19 protein-coding genes and 1 riboswitch are annotated in these 20695 nt (G+C 74.6%); of the genes, 14 read left to right on the top strand and 5 right to left on the bottom strand.

Features of this window, described 5'->3' with window-relative positions:
• Positions 1-38: 38 nt before the first annotated feature.
• A complete protein-coding gene (locus ACF1A5_RS26585) occupies positions 39-896 on the bottom strand; it encodes a MaoC/PaaZ C-terminal domain-containing protein (RefSeq protein ID WP_392195396.1) in 858 nt (285 codons plus the stop codon).
• 425 nt (positions 897-1321) lie between these two features.
• Here ACF1A5_RS26585 and ACF1A5_RS26580 point away from each other — a divergent pair, with 425 nt between their 5' ends.
• Positions 1322-2788: a sensor histidine kinase gene (locus tag ACF1A5_RS26580; RefSeq protein WP_392195395.1), complete on the top strand. Its 1467-nt coding sequence runs from the start codon at positions 1322-1324 to the stop codon at positions 2786-2788.
• A gap of 5 nt (positions 2789-2793) precedes the next feature.
• Positions 2794-3426 (top strand): response regulator, encoded by a 633-nt coding sequence (locus ACF1A5_RS26575; protein ID WP_392195512.1) that lies wholly within the window; start codon positions 2794-2796, stop codon positions 3424-3426.
• 11 nt (positions 3427-3437) lie between these two features.
• Here ACF1A5_RS26575 and ACF1A5_RS26570 read toward each other — a convergent pair whose 3' ends face one another.
• Complete coding sequence (locus ACF1A5_RS26570) at positions 3438-3692, bottom strand: hypothetical protein (protein WP_392195394.1); 255 nt, start codon at positions 3690-3692, stop codon at positions 3438-3440.
• A 318-nt stretch (positions 3693-4010) separates the two neighbouring features.
• Here ACF1A5_RS26570 and ACF1A5_RS26565 point away from each other — a divergent pair, with 318 nt between their 5' ends.
• From ACF1A5_RS26565 to ACF1A5_RS26540, 6 genes are all read left to right on the top strand, one after another.
• Positions 4011-5750, top strand: coding sequence for an MFS transporter (locus tag ACF1A5_RS26565; protein ID WP_392195393.1), 1740 nt, complete (start codon positions 4011-4013; stop codon positions 5748-5750).
• A 104-nt stretch (positions 5751-5854) separates the two neighbouring features.
• Positions 5855-6514: a class I SAM-dependent methyltransferase gene (locus ACF1A5_RS26560; RefSeq protein WP_392195392.1), complete on the top strand. Its 660-nt coding sequence runs from the start codon at positions 5855-5857 to the stop codon at positions 6512-6514.
• A gap of 70 nt (positions 6515-6584) precedes the next feature.
• Positions 6585-6764 carry a hypothetical protein gene (locus tag ACF1A5_RS26555; protein WP_392195391.1) on the top strand — a complete coding sequence of 60 codons (180 nt, stop codon included), beginning with the start codon at positions 6585-6587 and terminating at the stop codon, positions 6762-6764.
• Positions 6765-6979: 215 nt separating this feature from the next.
• Entirely contained in the window at positions 6980-7954 is a 975-nt protein-coding gene (locus ACF1A5_RS26550) for an N-acetylmuramoyl-L-alanine amidase (RefSeq protein ID WP_392195390.1), read from the top strand.
• A gap of 187 nt (positions 7955-8141) precedes the next feature.
• Positions 8142-8870 (top strand): hypothetical protein, encoded by a 729-nt coding sequence (locus ACF1A5_RS26545; protein ID WP_392195389.1) that lies wholly within the window; start codon positions 8142-8144, stop codon positions 8868-8870.
• 231 nt (positions 8871-9101) lie between these two features.
• Positions 9102-9389: a hypothetical protein gene (locus ACF1A5_RS26540; protein ID WP_392195388.1), complete on the top strand. Its 288-nt coding sequence runs from the start codon at positions 9102-9104 to the stop codon at positions 9387-9389.
• A 4-nt stretch (positions 9390-9393) separates the two neighbouring features.
• Here the strand turns inward: ACF1A5_RS26540 and ACF1A5_RS26535 are convergent, their stop codons facing one another.
• Genes ACF1A5_RS26535 through ACF1A5_RS26525 form a run of 3 tightly spaced genes read right to left on the bottom strand, consistent with a single transcriptional unit; the run spans position 9394 to position 12801 of the window.
• Entirely contained in the window at positions 9394-10464 is a 1071-nt protein-coding gene (locus ACF1A5_RS26535) for a prenyltransferase/squalene oxidase repeat-containing protein (protein WP_392195387.1), read from the bottom strand.
• Positions 10461-11195 (bottom strand): class I SAM-dependent methyltransferase, encoded by a 735-nt coding sequence (locus tag ACF1A5_RS26530; protein ID WP_356185736.1) that lies wholly within the window; start codon positions 11193-11195, stop codon positions 10461-10463. The genes ACF1A5_RS26535 and ACF1A5_RS26530 overlap by 4 nt, the downstream gene beginning before the upstream one ends.
• Before the next feature lie 55 nt (positions 11196-11250).
• Entirely contained in the window at positions 11251-12801 is a 1551-nt protein-coding gene (locus ACF1A5_RS26525) for a glycosyltransferase family 4 protein (protein WP_392195386.1), read from the bottom strand.
• A gap of 209 nt (positions 12802-13010) precedes the next feature.
• On the opposite strand from ACF1A5_RS26525, the gene ACF1A5_RS26520 reads away from it, so the two are divergent.
• The 6 genes from ACF1A5_RS26520 (at position 13011) to ACF1A5_RS26495 (ending at position 20373) form a co-directional block, all read left to right on the top strand.
• Positions 13011-13727, top strand: a complete 717-nt coding sequence (locus ACF1A5_RS26520; protein WP_392195385.1) for a TetR family transcriptional regulator — start codon at positions 13011-13013, stop codon at positions 13725-13727.
• A gap of 299 nt (positions 13728-14026) precedes the next feature.
• Positions 14027-14099, top strand: a riboswitch (cobalamin riboswitch).
• A gap of 129 nt (positions 14100-14228) precedes the next feature.
• Positions 14229-15440: a prenyltransferase/squalene oxidase repeat-containing protein gene (locus ACF1A5_RS26515; RefSeq protein WP_392195384.1), complete on the top strand. Its 1212-nt coding sequence runs from the start codon at positions 14229-14231 to the stop codon at positions 15438-15440.
• Positions 15437-16132: an SCO2322 family protein gene (locus ACF1A5_RS26510; RefSeq protein ID WP_392195383.1), complete on the top strand. Its 696-nt coding sequence runs from the start codon at positions 15437-15439 to the stop codon at positions 16130-16132. Before ACF1A5_RS26515 ends, ACF1A5_RS26510 begins: the two co-directional genes overlap by 4 nt.
• Positions 16125-17321, top strand: coding sequence for an energy-coupling factor transporter transmembrane protein EcfT (locus tag ACF1A5_RS26505; protein WP_392195382.1), 1197 nt, complete (start codon positions 16125-16127; stop codon positions 17319-17321). The genes ACF1A5_RS26510 and ACF1A5_RS26505 overlap by 8 nt, the downstream gene beginning before the upstream one ends.
• Positions 17318-19399 carry an ATP-binding cassette domain-containing protein gene (locus ACF1A5_RS26500; RefSeq protein WP_392195381.1) on the top strand — a complete coding sequence of 694 codons (2082 nt, stop codon included), beginning with the start codon at positions 17318-17320 and terminating at the stop codon, positions 19397-19399. Before ACF1A5_RS26505 ends, ACF1A5_RS26500 begins: the two co-directional genes overlap by 4 nt.
• A complete protein-coding gene (locus ACF1A5_RS26495; RefSeq protein WP_392195380.1) occupies positions 19396-20373 on the top strand; it encodes an ECF transporter S component in 978 nt (325 codons plus the stop codon). Before ACF1A5_RS26500 ends, ACF1A5_RS26495 begins: the two co-directional genes overlap by 4 nt.
• Positions 20374-20695: the final 322 nt, after the last annotated feature.

Below are 20695 nucleotides of genomic sequence, written 5' to 3'. Positions count from 1 at the left end.
CCTCCGGCGGTCGTGGCGTACCTGTCCCCCCGGACGGTTCAGGTGTGTTCGACGACGGTGTCGGCGAGGACGGGGGCGTCGTCCCGCTCAGCGGCGCTCACGGCGACCCGCACCGCCCCCTCCTGCCGCCACATGCGGACGCGCAGGGTCTCGCCCGGGTACACCACCCCGGCGAAGCGCGCGGTGTACGAGCGGACCCGGGTCACGTCACCGCCGAGCAGGGTGTCCACGACGGCCTTCAGTGTCATGCCGTAGGTGCACAGCCCGTGCAGGATGGGCCGGTCGAACCCGGCGCGCCGTGCGAACTCGGGGTCGGCGTGCAGCGGGTTGTAGTCGCCGCTCAGCCGGTACAGGAGGGCCTGGTCCTCACGGATCGGCCGCTCGACGGTCCGGTCCGGTGCGCCGGTGGGCTCCACAAGGCGGGTGGTGGGGCCGCGGTCGCCGCCCCGGCCGCCCTCCCCGCGGACGAAGATCCGGGCGTCGCTGGTCCACAGGGGGCCGTCGGCGTCGGTGACCTCGGTGCGCAGGACGAGGACGGCCGCCTTGCCCTTGTCGTGGACGGCGACGATCCGGCTGGTGGCGGTGGCGGTGCCGCGCGCGGGCAGGGGCCGGGACACGGTCAGCGCCTGGCCGCCGTGCAGCACCCGGGCGAGTTCGACCTCGACACCGGGCATGGACAGACCGCTGATCACGCCGGGTGGGCCGCCCCCGGCGACGGTGGCGAAGCTCGGCAGGACGTGCAGCCTGGACTCCAGGGTGTAGCGCAGCTCGTCGGGGTCGGTGGCGGGGACGCCCGCGCCGATGCCGAGGTGGTAGAGCTGGACGTCCTTGGGAGTCCAGGAGATCTCGCCGGTCCGGGGCTCGGCGGCGAGGGCCTTGGCTGCGTCGATGGGCATGGGACTCCTGAGGTCTCGAGACCCCGGCCGGCCGTCCGCACCGCCGGCCGCACCGGGGTCGTCACGGTGCCGCGGAACCCGACGCTTCCAGAACGCGTTCCAGTCGGCGCCCCCTGTATAGCCCAGTGCCCGCCGGTTGCGCAGGCTGCTGACGCGGTGCCAGTTCAGTGGAGGCCGGTCCGGTCGGCCGTGACATTTGTCCTGCCGGAGAGCGGACAAGCGCCTCTGCCGTGCGGTGGCCGGGACTCGTAGCGTCGTGGTCATGGCGAAGAGGAGCGGGACGGAGCCGGGCGGGACACCGGCGGCCCTCGGTGCGATCCTCGTGCTGACCACCTGGCTGCTCGCGTTTCGGTTCGTACGCAGTCCTGTCGCACCGCCGCGGCGCGGGCATTGCCTGATATCGAGGAGATTCGGGGGACGAGGACATGCCCTGGACGTGTGGCATCGCAGAGCCAAGGAAGAAGTCGCGGTCGGTGCTGCGGCCGATGCGGGAGGGGCGGCGCCGCCGCGCGGAGGAGAAGCGTCGTCTTATGGCCGGGTGGCGGGCAGAACGCAAGGCCGGCAAGGCCGCCGAGAACCCGGGGCCGCCGCCCAACGGTTTCACCCTGCTGCCGTGGCTGCTGATGGGAATGGGCGCCCTCTCCAACATCTTCCGGGGCCAGACGCCCAACCCGTGGATCGGTGCCCTGGGCCTGTTCGTCTTCAACTCCCTCTACGTACACATCGCCTTCCGCGCCTTCCACCCCCGCTGCCGCAACGCGGCGTCGACGCGGGTCGCCCTCGGACTGCTGGCGGCAGTCGCCTGCGCGCTCGCGGCCGGCTACGGCGGCAGCTGGCAGTTGTTCTTCCCCCTGCTGGGCCTGGCGACGGGCGCCGTGCTCCGCGGGCCGCACCTGCGCTACGCCGGTCTGGCGGTGGCCGCGCTCGCCGGTGGGGTCAGCTGCGCCCGTGACGGCTGGGACGGAATCGGCATCGCGTACGCGACCTGGATCTCCACCATGGTGACGGCGGCGATCCTGTCCCTGTCCGAGGCGGTACGGGAACTGCGCGCCGCCCGCGAGGAGTTGGCGCGGCGCGCGGTGGAGCAGGAGCGGCTGCGCTTCTCCCGCGACCTGCACGACCTGCTCGGGCACACCCTGTCGGTGATCGTGGTGAAGTCGGAGGCGGCCCGGCGGCTCGCGCCGCGCGACATGGGGGCGGCGCTGACGCAGATCACGGACATCGAGTCCGTCGGGCGGCAGGCGCTCACGGAGATCCGCGAGGCGGTCACCGGCTACCGCGAGGGCAGCCTCAGCACCGAACTGGACGGGGCCCGTTCGGCGTTGACCGCGGCCGGCATCGAGCCCGTCGTGCGCCGGTCCGGGCCGCCGCTGACGCCGCAGACCGAGGCCCTGCTGGGCTGGGTGGTGCGGGAGGCGGTCACCAACACCGTACGTCACAGCGGTGCGGCCCGCTGCGAGATCACCGTCGACGGCACGCCCGAACGCGTCCGGCTCGAGGTCGCCGACGACGGCGAGGGCGACGGCACCCCCGCCTCCGCCTCTGCCCCGGCCCCGAATCCGCCGGGCATCGGCGGCACCGGTCTGAAGGGCCTGACCGAGCGCCTCGCGGCGGCGGGCGGCTCCCTGCGGGCCGGCCCCTCGCCGCGCGGAGGCTTCACGGTCGCCGCCGAACTCCCGGTGGACACGGCGAACTTCACCGGTCCGGAGGAACAATTCGCCCCGTCCAAGGGGCAGGAGGAGCACGTCGCCGGGTCCACGGAGGCGGCGCAGCGACTCTCCCGGCCCACTCCCCACGGCGCCCGGCGCGCGGCGATCCCCGGCACCGGCCCTCACTCCGCACGAGCGGACGACGGCATCGGCTCGGGTCCGCTCCCTACCCTTGACCCGTGAACGAGATGCCCCGGAACCACCGGCCCGCCCAGCCCGTCCGCATCCTGCTCGCCGAGGACCAGGGGATGATGCGCGGCGCCCTCGCCCTCCTGCTCGGCATGGAGGAGGACATGGAGGTCGTCGCCCAGGTCCCGGCGGGCGACGCGATCGTGGACGCCGCGCTGGTCCACCGGCCCGACGTGGCCCTGCTGGACATCGAACTGCCGGGCAGGAGCGGTCTGGACGCGGCCGCCGACCTGCGTGAGCAGGTGCCCGACTGCCGGGTGGTGATCCTGACCACCTTCGGCCGGCCCGGCTATCTGCGCCGCGCCATGGAGGCGGGCGCGGCGGGCTTCCTGGTCAAGGACGGCCCGGTGGAGGAACTGGCGGCCACCGTCCGCCGGGTGCTCACCGGCGAGACGGTGGTCGACCCGGCGCTCGCCGCGGCCGCCCTCAGCGCCGGGCCCAACCCGCTCACCGCCCGCGAGTGCGACGTGCTGAAGGCCTCGGCGGACGGCGCGACGGTCGCCGACATCGCCGCCCGGCTGCATCTGTCGGAGTCCACCGTCCGCAACTACCTGTCCGCCGCCATCGGCAAGACCGGCACCCGCAACCGCATGGAGGCGATGCGGGAGGCACGGCAGCAGGGGTGGCTGTAGGGAGCCGTGGCTCAGTCCGGGCCGGCGACCCGGATGGCCGGGGTCTTCTTGAGCAGCGCGCGGAGATGGGCGAGCCTGCGCGCGTCCCGCGGCATCGGTGTCGCGGACCTGGCCGGGCGTCCAACAGCCGGGGTGGAACAGCCCATGACGCTGCCCGGCGGGTAGCAGTTGTCCGGCGTGTTCCGGGTGACCGTGGTGCCGGAGAGGAGGTTCACCACCCCACCGGCACGGTAGCCGCCACCGCGCAGGCGCACTGAGGACTTCATGGACGGGCCTCCTTGTCCGTCGAGGACGCGGGCACGGCCACGAGTTCACAGCGCCGACTCAGGCACATGGGGTGATCGTCCGGCCGCAAGGTCATGGGTGTCCCGTGCGGATACGACCCGCACGGCGAGACGCCCGTACGGCCGGACGCCGCACGACGTACCACCGAGAGCTGACGCAGCGTCAGGACATTGCGGAACGGTCAAGAAATCGTTAGTACGCCAAAGCATCGGAATAGGCACCCGGACGTACGGGGTTCACCGAGGGCTACCCGCACGGTTGATCATCGACCCCTCTCCCCGGCCCGGAGGCCCCACTTCATGACGCTCACGACGACCGACCGGCCCGCGCCGAGCGCGAGCGGGGCACTCGTCCCCGTACTCGCCTTCGCGGGCATCGTTGTCGCGGTGATGCAGACCCTGCTCGTCCCGGTCATCAAGGATCTGCCGCAGCTGCTGGACACCGCGCCCAGCAACGCGACCTGGGTGCTGACCTCGACCCTGCTCTCGGGCGCGGTGGCCACGCCGATCATGGGCCGCCTCGGCGACCTGTACGGCAAGCGGCGGATGCTGATCGCGAGCCTCGCGGTGATGGTGGTGGGCGCGCTGGTCAGCGCGTTCACCAGCACTCTGCTGCCCATGATCGTCGGCCGTGCGCTCCAGGGCTTCGCGATGGGCGCCATCCCGCTCGGCATCGGCCTGATGCGGGACATGCTGCCGCGCGAGCGGCTCGGCTCGGCGATGGCGCTGATGAGCTCCTCGATCGGCGTCGGCGGCGGCCTCGCGCTGCCCGCAGCGGCCCTGGTCGCCCAGCACGCGAACTGGCACGCCCTCTTCTACGGCGCCGCCGGCCTCGGCGTGCTCTCCATCGTCCTCACCCTCCTCGTCGTCCCCGAGTCCCCGATGCGCGCGCGGGGCTCCTTCGACCTGCTCGGCGCGCTCGGCCTGTCCGCCGGGCTCGTCCTGCTCCTGCTGCCCGTCACCAAGGGCAGCGACTGGGGCTGGTCCTCCGGCAGGACGCTCGGCATGTTCGCCGCGGCCCTCGTCGTACTGCTGCTGTGGGGCGTGCTGGAGCTGCGCGTCAAGGCCCCGCTGGTCGACCTGCGCACCACCGCCCGCCGCGAGGTGTTGCTGACCAACCTCGCCTCGATCATGGTCGGCGTCAGCTTCTACGTCGTCTCGCTCGTCCTCCCCCAGCTGCTCCAGCTGCCCGAGGCCACCGGCTACGGCCTGGGCCGGTCGATGGTGGAGGCGGGTCTGTGCGTGGCCCCGCTGGGCCTGACGATGATGTTCACGGCGCCGCTCTACGCCCGCCTGTCCACCCGCTACGGCCCCAAGGTGACCCTGATCCTCGGTCTGCTGGTCATAGGTGCCGGCTACGGCGGCGGCCTCGGCCTGATGGACGCGGCCTGGCAGACGGTGGTCACCTCGGTGGTCCTCGGCGCGGGCATAGGCCTGGCGTACTCGTCCCTGCCCGCGCTGATCGTCGGCGCGGTCCCGGCCTCCGAGACCGGCGCGGCCAACGGCCTCAACACCCTGATGCGGTCCATCGGCACCTCGGTGTCGAGCGCCGTGATCGGCATGGTGCTGGCGAACACCGCGCACCCCGTCGGCGGCGTGGCGGTTCCGACGATGCACGGTTTCCGGGTCTCCTTCCTGATCGCGACGGCCGCCGTGGCCCTCGGCCTGGTCCTGGCCCTGTGCCTGCCGAGCCCGAACCGGTCGGTGCGGCCGCAGCTGCGGGCGAGCAGCGAGGAGGACGCCAACCTGGAGCGCGCGCAGGATGTGCTGCGCGGCTTCCGCGGGCGGGTCCTGGGCGCCGACGGGGCGCCGGTCCCGCGCGCCAAGGTCACCCTGATCGACCGTCGCGGCCGGCAGGCGGGGGCCACGCTCTCCGCGGCGGACGGCAGCTACGCCCTCGCCGTCCCGGCCGAGGGCCCCTACGTGCTGGCCGCCCGCGCCACCGGGCACGGCCCGCACGCCTCCTCGGCGACCCACACCGGTGACGACCGCCCGGTCGACCTGGACCTGTCCCTGCCGGGCGAGACGGTCACCACGTGAGCGCCCGCGCCTGAGACCCACACCTCCCGCACCCTCCGTCGCCCCTCCGGCGGAGGGTGCGGCAGCATGGGGGCCCTCATGCACGTACGACCGGAAGGACCCCCATGCCCGCGGCACCCAAGCCGGACACCCTGGCCGCGTTCGAGGCCGCCAAGGGGTTCATGCCCACCGACGAGGGGCTGGCGCTGTACGCGGCCGCCGTGGAGGCCGGACGGCTCGGGCTGCCGCTGCTGGAGGTGGGCACCTACTGCGGACGCTCCACGATCCTGCTGGCCGACGCGGCCCGGCAGTCCGGGGTCACCGCGCTCACCGTCGACCACCACCGCGGCAGCGAGGAGCAGCAGCCCGGCTGGGAGTACCACGACCCGGAGACGGTCGACCCGGAGATCGGCCTGATGGACACGCTGCCCACGTTCCGGCGCACCCTGCACCGGGCGGGCCTGGAGGAGCACGTGGTGGCGCTGGTCGGCCGCTCGCCGCAGATCGCCGCGTTCTGGAACACCCCGCTCGGCCTGGTGTTCGTCGACGGCGGCCACACCGACGAGCACGCCGCCGCCGACTACGAGGGCTGGGCGCCCCATGTCGCCGAGGGCGGCCTCCTCGTCATCCACGACGTGTTCCCGGACCCGGCGGACGAGTTCACCGGGCAGGCCCCGTACCGCGTCTACCGCCGGGCCCTGGAGTCGGGCGAGTTCACCGAGCTCCCGGCGACCGGCTCGCTGCGCGTCCTGCGGCGAACGCAGGTGCCGGTCCGCACCGCCTGAGCCTTCCCCCGGCCGCGCCCCGCCCCTACGATCACTCATCCGGATCACCGGGGAGTGATCCGCTACGGGGGTGGGGGCTGTGGACTTCCTGCTCGGGACACCCCTGATCGTCTTCGGGGCGCCGCTGGTCGGCATCGCGGGCCGCGTGATCGAGATCTCGGGCCGCGAGGGACTGGGCAAGGCCCTCGGTGTGGGGGGCTGCCCGGCCGTGCTCGCGGTCGCCGGGTGGCTGATCATCGGCAGCTTCTGAGCCGTCGCGGCGTCCGCGGGCCCCGGCCGCGCACGCGGCTCGGCACGGCCGGACGCGGGGCCACGGGTGACGGGCGCGGGCCGGACGCGGCGAGCCCATTTCGCACCGGGCCACGGGTCACGGGCTCGGGCCGGACGCGGGGCCGCCGTCCCGCCCGGGCTCCGGGTGACCGGCTCGGGCCATGTGCGCCGTGGCCGGCCGCTAGGGTGGCTGACGTGTCGTACCTAGGCCCGGACTTCGATCCCCCGCAGCCCCGCCGCTCCCGGCGCGCGCCCCTGATCGTCGCGCTCGCCGCGCTGGTACCCGGCGGGCTGCTCGGCTGGGTCGTGTACGAGGCGGTCGGCAAGGACGGTTCCGGGGGCGGCGCGGACCGGGCCGACGCACGACCGGCCACCAGCGCTCCCCCGTCCGCCCCGGCCCCGTCCCCCGGCGACGACTCCAAGCGGCCGGGCGCCTCCCCGGCGCCGTCGCGGAGCACGGAGCCCTCCGCCTCCGCGCCCGCCGCCTCCGGCTCCCTCAAGGGCAAGGTCGTCGTCATCGACCCGGGGCACAACCCCGGCAACTTCCGGCACACCGCCGAGATCAACCGTCAGGTGGACATCGGCACCAACCGCAAGGAGTGCGACACCACGGGCACGTCCACCAACTCGGGTTACACCGAGGCCCGGTTCAGCCTGGATCTCGCGCACCGGCTGCGCGCGCTGCTCCAGCAGCAGGGCGCCACGGTGAAGCTGACGCACGACGGGGACTCCCCGGCCTGGGGCCCGTGCGTGGACGAGCGGGCCCGGATCGGCAACGCCGCGCACGCGGACGCGGCGATCTCCCTGCACGCCGACGGCGCCGCCGCGGGCGACCGCGGCTTCCACGTCATCCTCCCCGCGTCCGTGCACGCCGGCCGTGCCGACACCCGCCCGATCGCCGCCGCCTCGCGCGACCTCGGCGAGCGGGTCGCGGGCAACTTCGTGCGTGTCACGGGGAACGCGCCGTCCAACTACATCGGCGGCGGCACCGGACTCGTCACACGGAAGGACCTGGGCGGTCTCAATCTGTCAACGGTTCCGAAGGTGTTCATCGAGTGCGGCAACATGCGCGATAGCAAGGACGCGGCGCTGCTGACCAGCGGGGCCTGGCGGCAGAAGGCGGCGCAGGGGATCTCTGAGGGAATCGTGAGTTTCCTGCGCGGGTCATGACCGGCGCGCTGATCCCGGCGGACACCCTCTCGGGACGGACGATAGTGTCGTCCCTACGATGAGGGCCATCCCCGCGCTTCGCACCGGGGCCTGACGGCGACCCGGTGACGGCGACGCCTCTACCGACGACGAGACGACCTGTGAAGGACCTGAAGTGAATATCCGCTCCCTCACTCGAGGCGACGGCGTGGTGATCGGAGCAGCGGTGTTGCTGTTCATCGCGTCGTTCCTCGACTTGTACGACACGAGCTTCGTCAGCAGCGGCAATGCCTGGGACGGACTCGGTCTGGGCCTGGGCACCTACATGGGCGGAGTCGTCGGCGCCGCGCTGATCGTCGTCAACCGCTGCCTGCCGCAGCCCCGCAAGGTGGCGGGCCTGGACCTGGGCACCGTCGGGGCGGCCTTCACGGTCCTCGTGGCGTGGACCCTGTTCTGGCAGCTGGTGGACACCCCCGGCTCGATCAGCGCCGGCGCGGGCCTCATCCTCGGCTTCGTCGCGGCCCTGGTCCTGGCCGGTGCCGCCATCGCCACCCCGCTGGTCCCCGCCCTCCAGGCCGCGCTCGTCCCGGCCCCCAAGCCCGCCGCGCCGCAGCCCTACGGGGCCCAGCCGCAGGGCGGTTACGGCTACCCGGGCGCCCAGCAGCAGCCTTTCGGCGGCCAGCCGCAGCAGACCCAGCCCTTCGGCGGGCAGCCGCAGCAGCAGGCCCCGCAGCCGGCCGCGCCCTTCTCGCCGTTCTGGTTCGCGGTGCCGGCCCCGCGTCCGCTGTTCGCGGAGGACGGCTCGTCGCAGATCGCCGAACTGGCGCCGGGTGTTTGGTACTTGGCGGTGGAGCAGCGCGGCCAGGGCCTGCTGGCCGAGATGCAGGACGGCCGCCGCGGTGTCCTGCAGGACGCGTCCAACATCCAGCGCGGCTGAGTCCCTCCGCCGTCGGCCCGGCAACGGCCCCTCGTCCTTCCGGGCGGGGGGCCATCGCCGTACCGTCGCACGGCTCCGCACAACTGACGTACGCCGTTGACAAGTTGGAGGGGACATGGGGCTCGGGCCGTCCCCGGACCCGGACACGCCGCGGGTGCGGAGCCCGACGCCTGAGGCGGCCGGCCTCGGCGCGGAAGGTTTCAATCAGGCCACCGGGGCCAGACGGAAGCCATGTCCCCTTATCACAGCGGCTCCAACTCCGCCGGAAGAGTCATCGCGATGATCGCGGACGTGATGGCCCTCATCCTCGGCCTGTGGATCCTGATGTATCTGCTGGACGCCAACCGGGCCAACGAACTGGTCCAGTTCGTCCACAACGCGGCCGACGTACTGGCCGGCTGGTCGCGTGACCTGTTCACCTTCAACGAGGCATGGGCCCGGGTCGTCGCCGGCTACGGCCTGGCCGCGGTGGTCTACCTGTTCGTGGGGCACGCCATCGCCGGCCGTATGCGCGGCTGACCCGTCAGCCGCAGCAGTCCGGGTCCAGCCCCCTCGGCAGCCGGTCGGCGCTGAAGACGGTGCAGGTGGCCTCGTCGCCGCCGAGCGCGGCGACGGCGAGGAGGAGGGACCCGGCGGTCCACGTGGTGAGCTCGCGCGGCCAGATCGCGGCGTCCTCGAAGACGTAGCCCGTCCAGTACAGGCCGGTCTCCGGATCGCGCAGGTGCTGGATGGACTTGAGGACGTCGAGGGCGCGGTCGGACTCCCCCACCGCCCAGAGCGTCAGGGCCAGTTCGGCGGACTCGCCGCCGGTCACCCACGGGTTGGGCACCACGCAGCGTACCCCGAGCCCGGGCACCACGAAGCGGTCCCAGCCGGACTCTATGCGCTCCTTGGCCTCCACGCCGGTGAGCGCGCCGCCCAGCACCGGGTAGTACCAGTCCATCGAGTAGCGGTCCTTGTCCAGGAACCGCTCCGGGTGCCGGCGGATCGCGTGCCGCAGCGTGCCGACCGCCAACTCCCAGTCCGGCTGCGGCTCTTCCCGCTGCTCGGCGATGGCGAGGGCGCAGCACAGCGCGTGGTGGATCGAGGAGCTTCCGGTCAGCAGCGCGTCCGCCGTGGCCGTGCCGTCGGCCTCCCGCTTCCAGCCGATCTGGCCGCCCGGCTGCTGCATCCGCAGCACGAACTCGACCGCCGCGTACACCACCGGCCACATCCGGTCCAGGAACGCGTCGTCGCCGGTGGACAGGTAGTGGTGCCACACCCCGACGGCCGGGTAGGCGACGAAGTTCGTCTCGCGGCCCCGGTCGGTGACGTCGTCGTGGGCTCCGTCGGCGTACGCCGCGTACCAGGAGCCGTCGGCGTGCTGGTGCCGCGCCAGCCAGGTGTAGGCCCGCTCGGCCGCCTCGTGCTCGCCCGCCGCGTCCAGCGCCATCGCCGCCTCGACGTGGTCCCACGGGTCGAGATGGTGCCCGCGGAACCACGGGATCGCCCCGTCCTCCCGCTGCTCGGCGAGGATGCCGTGCACCGTCGCGGCGGCCTCCTCCGCGGTGAGGACTCCGGGCAGGACGAGGTGTTCCGTGCGGGGAGTGGTCACTTGGCGGCCGCCCGGGGGAGGTGGGGCTTGGTCGCGTACGCCACGAAGCTCTTGCCGATCAGCGGGTTGAGCGCCTGTTCGGCGACCCGCGTGGCCAGCGGTTTCTTCATGATGTCCCAGACCAGCAGCTTGTGGTACGCCCGCACCGGCAGGGCCTTGTCGTTGTCGACGCCGAAGGCGCACTTCAGCCACCAGTACGGCGAGTGCAGCGCGTGCGCGTGGTGCGAGCCGTAGGGCCTGAGGCCCGCTCCCCGCATCTTGGCGAGCAGTTCGTCGGCCTTGTAGATGCGGATGTGGCCGCCCTCGACCTCGTGGTAGGCGTCGGACAGGGCCCAGCAGACCTTCTCCGGGCCGTAGCGCGGGACGGTGACCGCGATCCGGCCGCCCGGCCTCAGCACCCGCACCATCTCGGCGAGTACGCCCTTGTCGTCCGGGATGTGCTCCATCACCTCGGAGATGATGACGACGTCGAAGGACTCGTCCGGGAAGGGCAGCGCGAGGGCGTCGCCCTCCATCGCCGTCGCGGTCGCGCCCGCCGGGGCCTCGCCCGCCTCCTTCATCGCGGCGAACCACTTGGCGACCTCGCGGATCTCCTCGCCGTTCCGGTCGAGGGCCACGACCTGGGCGCCGCGCCGGTAGCACTCGAACGCGTGCCGTCCGGCACCGCAGCCGAGGTCGAGGACGCGGTCGCCCGGGGCGAGCGGGAACCGGGAGAAGTCGACGGTCAGCACGTGCTCCTGCTTTCGCGGTTGGAATCGACGTCGGTCATCTGGGGTCCGGCCCCTCTCACTTGGCCGCCTCCACCGCGGCCTGCGCCTCGGCTCCGGCCGCCACGGCGGTGACCCCCGGGCGGACGGCCAGGGCAGCCGGTTCGGCCTCCGCCGCGACGGCAGCCGGTCCGCCGCCCGTCGCCACGGCAGACGGTTCGGCGCCGGCCGCGACGGCTGCCGCCGGGCCGCTTCCGGTCGTGGCGGCGCCGACCGCGACGGCCGTGGACCGTGACCGGGCGGGGGCGACGGCCGTGGCGCGCCCGGCCCGGGCCGCGGCGATGGCCTCCCGGTACCGGGCCACGGTGCCCTCGGCGGCCCGAGCCCAGGTGAAGTGGCGCAGCACCCGCTCGCGCCCGGCCCGGCCCAGCCGGTCCCGCAGCTCCGCGTCCTCCAGCAGCCGGCTCAGCGCGGCGGCCAGCGCGCCCGCGTCCGCGGGCGGCACCGCCAGGCACGTCTCGCCGTCGCGGCCCGCGACCTCGGGGATGGCGCCCCCGGTCGTGGCGACCAGCGGGGTGCCGGTGGCCATCGCCTCCGCCGCCGGCAGGGAGAACCCCTCGTACAGCGACGGCACGCACGCGACCTCGGCCGAGCGGACCAGGTCGACCAGTTCGGCGTCCGAGATGCCCTTGACGAACTCGACGGCGCCCTCCAGGCCGTACCGCTCGACCGCCTGCGCGACCGGCCCCTCGGTGGGCTGCTTGCCGACGACGACGAGGTGCGCCCCGGGGTGTTCGGTACGGACCTTGGCGAGCGCCTCGACGAGGAAGACCAGGCCCTTCAGCGGCACGTCCGCGCTGGACGTCGTCACGATCCGGCCCGGCACCCGCGGCACCGAGGGGTCGGGGGAGAACAGGTCGGTGTCGGCGCCGATGTGGACGACGTGGACGCGGTCCTCGCGCACCCCGAGGTGGTCGACGATCTCCTGGCGGGAGGTGCCGGAGACGGTGAGCACCGAGGGCAGGCGGCGGGCGACGCGCTTCTGCATCCGGGTGAAGGCGTACCAGCGGCGCACGGACCAGCGCCGCTGCCACCCCTCGGCGGCGTCCAGCTCCAGTTGCCGGTCGACGGTGATGGGGTGGTGGACGGTGGTCACCAGCGGCGCGCCGACATCGCCCAACAGCCCGTATCCGAGCGTCTGGTTGTCGTGCACGACGTCGAACTCGCCGCGCCGGGCGCGCAGATGGCGACGGGCGCGGAGCGAGAAGGTCAGCGGCTCGGGGAAGCCGCCCGTCCACATCGTGGCGACCTCCAGCGCGTCGACCCAGTCGCGGTACTCCTCGCGCTTCGGGGTGCGGAAGGGGTCCGGCTGGCGGTAGAGGTCCAGGCTCGGCAGCTCGGTCAGGCGCAGGCCGTCGAGGCCCTCGTCGAGCACGGGGTAGGGCTGGGAGCCGATCACCTCCACCCGGTGGCCGAGGCGGGCCAGCTCGCGCGAGAGGTGGCGCACATAGACGCCCTGCCCGCCGCAGAACGGGTTCCCCTTGTAGGTGAGGAGCGCGATGTCGAGCGGTCGCTCGCCGTCCTCGGCCGGGTCCTGCCGGGGACCCGCCTGACTGGCCTCAGCGGTCACTCTGGGCCCCCTTCTTCCTGCATTGTCCCGCGAGATTACGCCGGGACGCTAATCTAGAACAAGTTTCAGACTTGATCGTCCAGGAGGCTCCGAATCTACCGGCAGGTAGCCGCGCTGTGAGAAGTGGATCAGGTGATTCATGCCACGGCCGGCGCCCCTGCCCCGCTGTCCGATCACTCGCCCTCACCGACTGTCACGGAACGGTGCCCATGCCTGCGGAAGCCAAGGGGGAAGCCCGTACCGCGCGGACCTCCCCCGGTCCCCACTCCGTCCGAGCGGACGGTCCCCCGCCGCCTCCCCTCACCGAGCGGCAGGAGGCGCGGCGCCGCCGCATCCTGCACGCGAGCGCCCAGTTGGCCGGCCGGGGCGGCTTCGACGCGGTGCAGATGCGGGAGGTCGCGGAGTCCTCGCAGGTGGCGCTCGGCACGCTCTACCGCTACTTCCCCTCCAAGGTGCATCTGCTGGTCGCCACGATGCAGGACCAGTTGGAGCACATGCACGCAACGCTGCGCAAGAAGCCGCCGGCGGGCGAGACGGCGGCCGAACGGGTGGCGGAGACCCTGATGCGGGCCTTCCGCGCGCTCCAGCGCGAGCCGCAGCTGGCCGACGCGATGGTCCGTGCGCTCACCTTCGCCGACCGCAGCGTGAGCCCCGAGGTGGACCAGGTCTCCCGGCAGACCACGGCGATCATCCTGGACGCGATGGGCCTGGACAGCCCGACCCCCGAACAGCTCGCCGCGGTCCGGGTGATCGAGCACACCTGGCACTCGGCGCTGATCACCTGGCTGTCGGGCCGGGCCTCCATCGCCCAGGTGCGGACGGACATAGAGACGGTCTGCCGTCTGATCGACCTGACGGCTCCGGCGGAGGACGCCCCGGGTTCGTCCGCCGGGCCTCCCGGCCACCCTCCCCTCCCCTGCCGCTGACGGCGCGTCCGCCCCCCTTGCCGCCGGCGGTGCGTCCGCGCTCGGCCCGCCGTCTCCGCCGGGAGGAGCGGCATCCGCGCCCAACTCCGTGGCTGGGGAAGCCTGTTCTCCGGCGACCATCTGCCCCCGTGGATCACCCCGCGCATCGGCCCCCACGAGGTCCGGACGACGCCACCGTGCCCGACCCCCTCGGCGCGGTGCGGCGGCGGGAGCCCGGGCCGGACCCCCCCGCACCCAGGCCCCTCTCGCAGCCCCGCTACCTGCGGGTAGAGTGGCCGCGTCGTCATCACACCCGTACGAGGGGAAGCCGGTGCAATTCCGGCGCTGACCCGCAACCGTGAGCCGCCCGTGGGGCGGTGAGCCGGACTGCCCCGGGCGGACGTGACCGGCTCACGTGCGTCGGCGGTCCGCCGGCACACGGCACCGTCGAGGTTACGGAGCCGAGCCGCCCGGGGTGTCCCGTGCTGTCCGGCTCTCTTCAGGGAGAGGCAGCAGCCGATCATGAACGTTCGCCGCAACGCCGCGGCTCTGGCCGCCATAGCCGTGATCGGCACCGCGGCACCCGCCGTCGCCGCACCGTCCCCGTCGCCCAAGCCGGCGATCCCGTCGGGGCTCTACGGCAGCACAGACCCCACCTACGACGGCGTCTGGCGCCAGTCGCTCGCGCTGCTCGCCCAGCACACCGTGGGCGTGCGGCCCGCCGCGAAGGCGGTGGACTGGCTGACCGGGCAGCAGTGCGCGAACGGCGCGTTCGCCGCGTTCCGTGCCACGCCCGGGAAGGCCTGCGACGCCAAGGTGATGGTCGACACCAACAGCACGGCCGCCGCCGTCCAGGCGCTCGCCGCGCTCGGCGGTCACGACGACGTGACCGGCAAGGCGGTGGCCTGGCTGAAGTCCGTGCAGAACAAGGACGGGGGCTGGGGGTACACCCCCGGCGGCCCCAGCGACACCAACTCCACGTCCGTCGTGGTCGGCGCGCTCGCCGCCGCCGGCCAGAGGCCCGCGGCCGTCGAGAAGGACGGCCGGTCCGCCGACGACGCCCTGCTGAAGCTCGCCCTGCCGTGCGACGGCGACGGGGCCGGCGCCTTCGCCTACCAGCCCGACAAGAAGGGCAAGCTCGCCGCCAACGCGGACGCGACCGCCGCCGGTGTGGTCGGCGCCCTGGGCCAGGGCTTCGCGGCGAAGCCCGCGGCCACGGCGGGCACGGCCGCCCACTGCACGGACTCCGGCAGCGCGACGCCGGAGCGCGCCGCCGCCAACGGCGCGTCCTACCTCGCGGGTGCCGTCGCCAAGGACGGCTACCTGACCTCCGTGCTCCCCGGCTCCACCGACCAGCCCGACTACGGCAACACCGCCGACACGGTCGTCGCGCTCGCCGCGCAGGGCGGGGCCGGGCAGGCGCAGAAGCCGCTGCGGTGGCTGGAGCGGCACTTCGAGCCGTGGGCCAAGCAGAGCGGCCCCGCCGCCTACGCCCAGCTGATCTTCGCGGCCCACGCGACGGGCACCGACCCGCGCGCCTTCGGCGGCGTGAACCTGGTCGACCGGCTCAACGCCGCGGGCCCGGCCCCGCAGTCGGCCGAGCACAAGTCCACGCACGCCGACCGCAAGAACGACTCGGGGTACGGCGTGTGGTGGATCGTCGGCGTCTGCCTGGTCGCCGGCATCGGCGTCGGCTTCCTGCTCAGCGGCCGCCGGAAGAAGCAGCAGCCGTGACCCGCCGGCTCCGCGTGCGGGCCGTGCTGCTCCTGGCCGCGTTCCTGCTCCCGGGGGGCGCCGGCCAGGCGCAGGCCGTGGGCTACCGCTACTGGTCCTTCTGGGAGCGGGACGGCGGCCACTGGTCGTACGCCACGCAGGGGCCGTCCACGGCGCGCCCCGCCGACGGCGACGTCCAGGGCTTCCGCTTCGCGGTGAGCGAGGACTCGCGGAACGCGAAGCAGCCGCGCGGCACGGCCGACTTCGCCACGATCTGCGCGCGGACCCCGGCCCGGCACGACAGCAAGCGGGTGGCCCTGGTGCTCGACTTCGGCACCAGGGCGGACGCCCCCTCCGGCGAGACCCCGCCGGGTCCGCGCACGGCCTGCGCGCGGGTGTCCCCGGACGCGACGACGGCGGAGGCCCTGGCCGCGGTGGCGGGGCCGCTGCGGTACGACACCAACGCCCTGCTGTGCGCGATCGCCGGGTACCCCCGGCAGGGTTGCGGCGAGCAGGTCACGACCGCGGGGAAGGACGCGGGCGCGGGCGCCGCCCCGGACTCCACCTCGTCCTCGACCTCCTCCGCGTCCGCGTCCTCGGCGCGGAAGTCGTCCGGTGACGGCCCGTCCGTGGGGCTGCTCGCCGGCGCGGCGGGCGTGGCGGCCCTGGCCGTGGCGGCGGTGTGGCAGGCGCGCCGGCGCAGGCATGGGTAGCGACGGCCCCGGGCGCGGGCCGTCGCGCGGTGCGCCCTCCCGGCTGGTGGTCCACCCGGGGGCCTGGTGGCTGTGGTCGCTGGCCCTCGGCACCGCCGCCACCCGCACCACCAACCCCCTCCTGCTCACCCTCCTCCTGGCGGTGTCCGGCTACGTCGTGGTGACCTGCCGCCCGGACACCCCCTCGGCCCGCTCCTACCCCGCCTTCGTCAAGCTGGCCCTGGCGGTCCTGCTGGTCCGCCTGGCCTTCGCCACCCTGCTCGGCTCCCCGATCCCGGGCACGCACGTGATCGTCACGCTGCCCGAAGTCCCGCTGCCGCACTGGGCGCAGGGCATCCGCCTCGGCGGCCGGGTCACCGCCGAGGCCCTGGTCTTCGCGCTCTACGACGGGCTGAAGCTGGCGGCCCTGCTGGTCTGCGTCGGCGCGGCGAACGCCCTCGCCGCCCCCGCCCGCCTGCTGAAGTCCCTGCCGGGCGCGCTGTACGAGACCGGCGTCGCCGTGGTCGTCGCGCTGACCTTCGCCCCGCACCTCGTCGCCGACGTCCGCCGGCTGCGCGCCGCGCGCCGGCTGCGGGGCCGCCCGGACCGCGGCGTCCGGGGCCTGCTGCACGTGGGGCTGCCGGTGCTGGAGGGCGCGCTGGAGCGCTCCGTCGCCCTCGCCGCCGCGATGGACGCCCGCGGTTACGGCCGTACCGCCGAGGTGGCGCCCGCCGTGCGGCGTACCACGGCCGTCCTCACCCTCGGCGGGCTGCTCGGCGTCTGCGCCGGAACGTACGGGCTGCTCACCGCCGAGGGCGGCACCTACGGCCTCCCCGTTCTGTTCGCCGGGGTCGCCGCCGCGCTGGCGGGTCTGTGGCTCGGCGGCCGCCGTTCGCCGCGCACCCGCTACCGTCCCGACACCTGGAACCCGCGCTCCTTGCTGGTGGCCGGGTCCGGTGCGGCGGTCGCGGCGCTGCTGTTCCTGGCCGCGGCGCGGGATCCCGGCGCGCTGCACCCCGGTGTGGTCCCGCTCGTCGCCCCCGCCCTCCCGCTGTGGCCCGCGGCGGCCGTACTCCTGGGCCTGCTCCCCGCGTTCCTGGCCCCCGCCGCCCCCGCGGGCCCCGCGCCGGGCCGGGGAGCCGCACCCCGCCGCGCCGCCACCGACCGTCCTCCCGCCCCGTCCGCCCCCGCCGCCGAGGAGCCCTCATGATCCGCTTCGAGGACGTCTCCGTGACGTACGACGGCGCCACCGAACCGACCGTCCGGGGCGTCGACTTCGAGGTGCCGGAAGGCGAACTCGTGCTGCTCGTCGGGCCGTCCGGGGTGGGCAAGTCCACCGTCCTCGGCGCGGTGAGCGGCCTCGTCCCGCACTTCACGGGCGGCACCCTGCGCGGCCGCGTCACGGTGGCCGGGCGCGACACCCGCACCCACAAGCCGCGCGAACTCGCCGACGTCGTCGGCACCGTCGGCCAGGACCCGCTGTCCCACTTCGTGACGGACACGGTGGAGGACGAACTCGCCTACGGCATGGAGTCGTTGGGGCTCGCCCCGAACGTCATGCGGCGCCGGGTGGAGGAGACGCTCGACCTGCTGGGCCTGGCCGGCCTGCGCGACCGCCCCCTGGCCACCCTCTCCGGCGGGCAGCAGCAGCGGGTCGCGATCGGCTCGGTGCTCACCCCGCACCCGCAGGTGCTGGTCCTCGACGAGCCCACCTCCGCGCTCGACCCGGCCGCGGCGGAGGAGGTCCTCGCCGTCCTCCAGCGCCTGGTGCACGACCTCGACGCCACGGTCCTCATGGCCGAACACCGGCTGGAACGCGTCGTCCAGTACGCCGACCAGGTCGTCCTGCTGCCCTCCCCGGGCGCCGCGCCCGTCCTCGGCGCCCCGGCGGACGTCATGGCCGTCTCCCCCGTCTTCCCGCCGGTCGTGGACCTCGGCCGTCTCGCCGGCTGGACCCCCCTTCCCCTGACGGTCCGCGACGCCCGCCGCCGCGCCGCCCCCCTGCGTGACCGCCTGGCCCACCATGTCCCGCTCTCCGCGCCTCCACCCCTCGCCCGTCCGACGACCGGCCCCCGGGCTACGGACACCTCGACGCCCACGCCAGGAGCTCCCCCTGCCTCCGCGAGTCCGGCCCCGGCACGACCGACCGACGGCACCGGGACGGTCGACACCGCGACCCGCGCCGACGCGGCACCCCCACGAACGACCGGCACAGGTGGGGCGGCCGGCCTCCCGGCCCGCACGACCGGGGGCGCCGCCACCCCGGCTTCCGCGGGACCGGCCCCGGCACGAACGACTGGTGGCACCGGGACGGCCCACGCCGGCGCGGCACCCATACACACGACCGGCACCGCCGGGGCGGCCACCGACCCGCCCTGCGGGCACCCGGAATCAGGCAGCACGTCCCGGCCCGCCGCCCCTCGCTCCCCCGGCGTCCTCCGGCGTCTGTTCCGGCGGACCATGCCCGGCGTCACGCCGGAGCACCCGGCCGCCGAGGCCGGTGCCGACGGCGCCCCCGCTGCCGAGGCGTCCGCCGCCCCCGTCGCCGACGTGCGCTCGCTCGCCGTCCGGCGGGGCCGCGTGGACGCGCTGCGGCACGTGGACCTGGCCGTCGCGCCCGGTGAGACCATCGCCCTCATGGGCCGCAACGGCGCCGGCAAGTCCACGCTCCTCGGGGCGCTCGTCGGCCTGGTCGAGCCGTCCGCCGGGCGGATCCGGGTCGGCGGCGCGCCCCCGCACCGCACCCCGCCCCGCGACCTGGTCCGCCGCGTCGGCCTGGTCCCGCAGGAGCCGCGTGACCTGCTCTACACCGACACGGTCGCCGCAGAGTGCGCCGCCGCCGACCGGGACGCCGGGGCCCCGCCGGGCACCTGCCGGACCCTTGTCTCGGAGCTGCTGCCCGGCATCACGGACGGCACCCACCCCCGTGACCTCTCCGAGGGCCAGCGGCTCACGCTCGCCCTGGCCGTCGTCCTCACCGCCCGCCCGCCCCTGCTGCTGCTCGACGAGCCGACCCGCGGGCTCGACTACGCGGCGAAGGCCCGCCTGGTCGCCGTCCTGCGCGCCCTGGCCGTCGAGGACCACGCCATCGTGCTCGCCACGCACGACGTGGAACTCGCCGCCGAACTGGCCCACCGGGTGGTCCTGCTCGCCGACGGAGAGGTGATCGCGGACGGACCGACGGCGGACGTCGTGGTCTCCTCCCCGTCCTTCGCACCGCAGGTGACGAAGATCCTTGCGCCGCAGCCCTGGCTGACCACGGCCCAGGTGCGCGAGGCCCTCGCATGACCGCCGAAGAGCGCGGAGCCCCGCGCGCGACCGCCGCACAGCGACGAGGCCGCACCGAGACCGACCCGCGACCCGAAGGCCGCACCGAAACCGACCCGCGGCGCGAAGGCCCTCGCGCGACCGGCCCACGGCGGGAAGGCGCCCCCGCCACCGGCCCGCGGCGCCCGGTGCGGGCCGTCCGCATCGGCCCCCGTTCCCTCGCCGCCCTCGTCCTGGTGGGCGCCGTGGGGGTCGTCGGCTTCGGCTGGCCCTTCCTCGCCCCGCCCGGCTCGCAGCTCGGCGCGCACGCGCAGGACGCGCCCTGGCTGTTCGCGGGTCTGCTGGTCCTCCTCGTCGCAGTCGTGGCCGCGACGATCTCCGAGTCGGGGCTCGGCCCGAAGGCGGTCGCCATGCTCGGCGTGCTCGCCGCGACCGGCGCGGCCCTGCGCCCGATCGGGGCCGGGACCGCCGGCATCGAGCCCATGTTCTTCCTGATGGTGCTCAGCGGGCGCGTCCTCGGACCGGGCTTCGGGTTCGTGCTCGGCTCCGTCACGATGTTCGCCTCTGCCCTGCTCACCGGCGGGGTGGGGCCGTGGATGCCGTTCCAGATGCTGGCCATGGGGTGGTTCACCATGGGCGCGGGCCTGCTGCCGGGCCCCGAACGCCTGCGCGGCCGCGCCGAACTGGCGCTGCTGGCCCTCTACGGCTTCCTCGCCGCGTTCGCGTACGGCACGGTCATGAACCTCGCGGGCTGGCCCTTCATGGGCGCCCTCGCCTCCTCCATCGCCTTCGACCCGCACGCCGCCGTCCCCGCCAACCTGGCCCGCTTCCTCGCGTACTGCCTGGCCACCTCGCTCGGCTGGGACCTGGGCCGCGCCGTGGTCACCGTCGTACTGACCCTCGTCCTCGGCCCCGCGCTGCTCCGCGCCCTGCGCCGCGCCACCCGTCGCGCCGCCTTCGAGGCGCCGGTCACATTCGACGCACCCGCTCCGTGAGTCCGTGTACGCGTACGGCGACGGCCTCCGTGAGCCCGCCCACGTGACGCGGATCACCTACGACCCCGGGCCGTAGTCCCCGCCCGCGACCCGCGCGCCCGGACACCCCCGCTGACCTGCGCATTGCGACGTAGCTCACACTACGGACCTTCACCCCAGATGCGACCACAACTAGTAAAAGGGGTGTTTGCGGACAGATTTCGCACCTGCTTGTCTGAACGACGTCGCAAGGCGCCACGGCCCCACGGGTCGCGGCGCCGACGCACGCCCCACCGCGCACCGCGTGGTGACGGAACTGCACGCGACCCCCACCGTCCCCGAC

The organism is Streptomyces sp. NPDC014864 (assembly GCF_043081525.1).
Taxonomy (GTDB): Bacteria; Actinomycetota; Actinomycetes; order Streptomycetales; family Streptomycetaceae; genus Streptomyces.
Note: the sequence above shows the minus strand (reverse complement) of the source record. Positions and strands in the feature narration are given on the sequence as shown.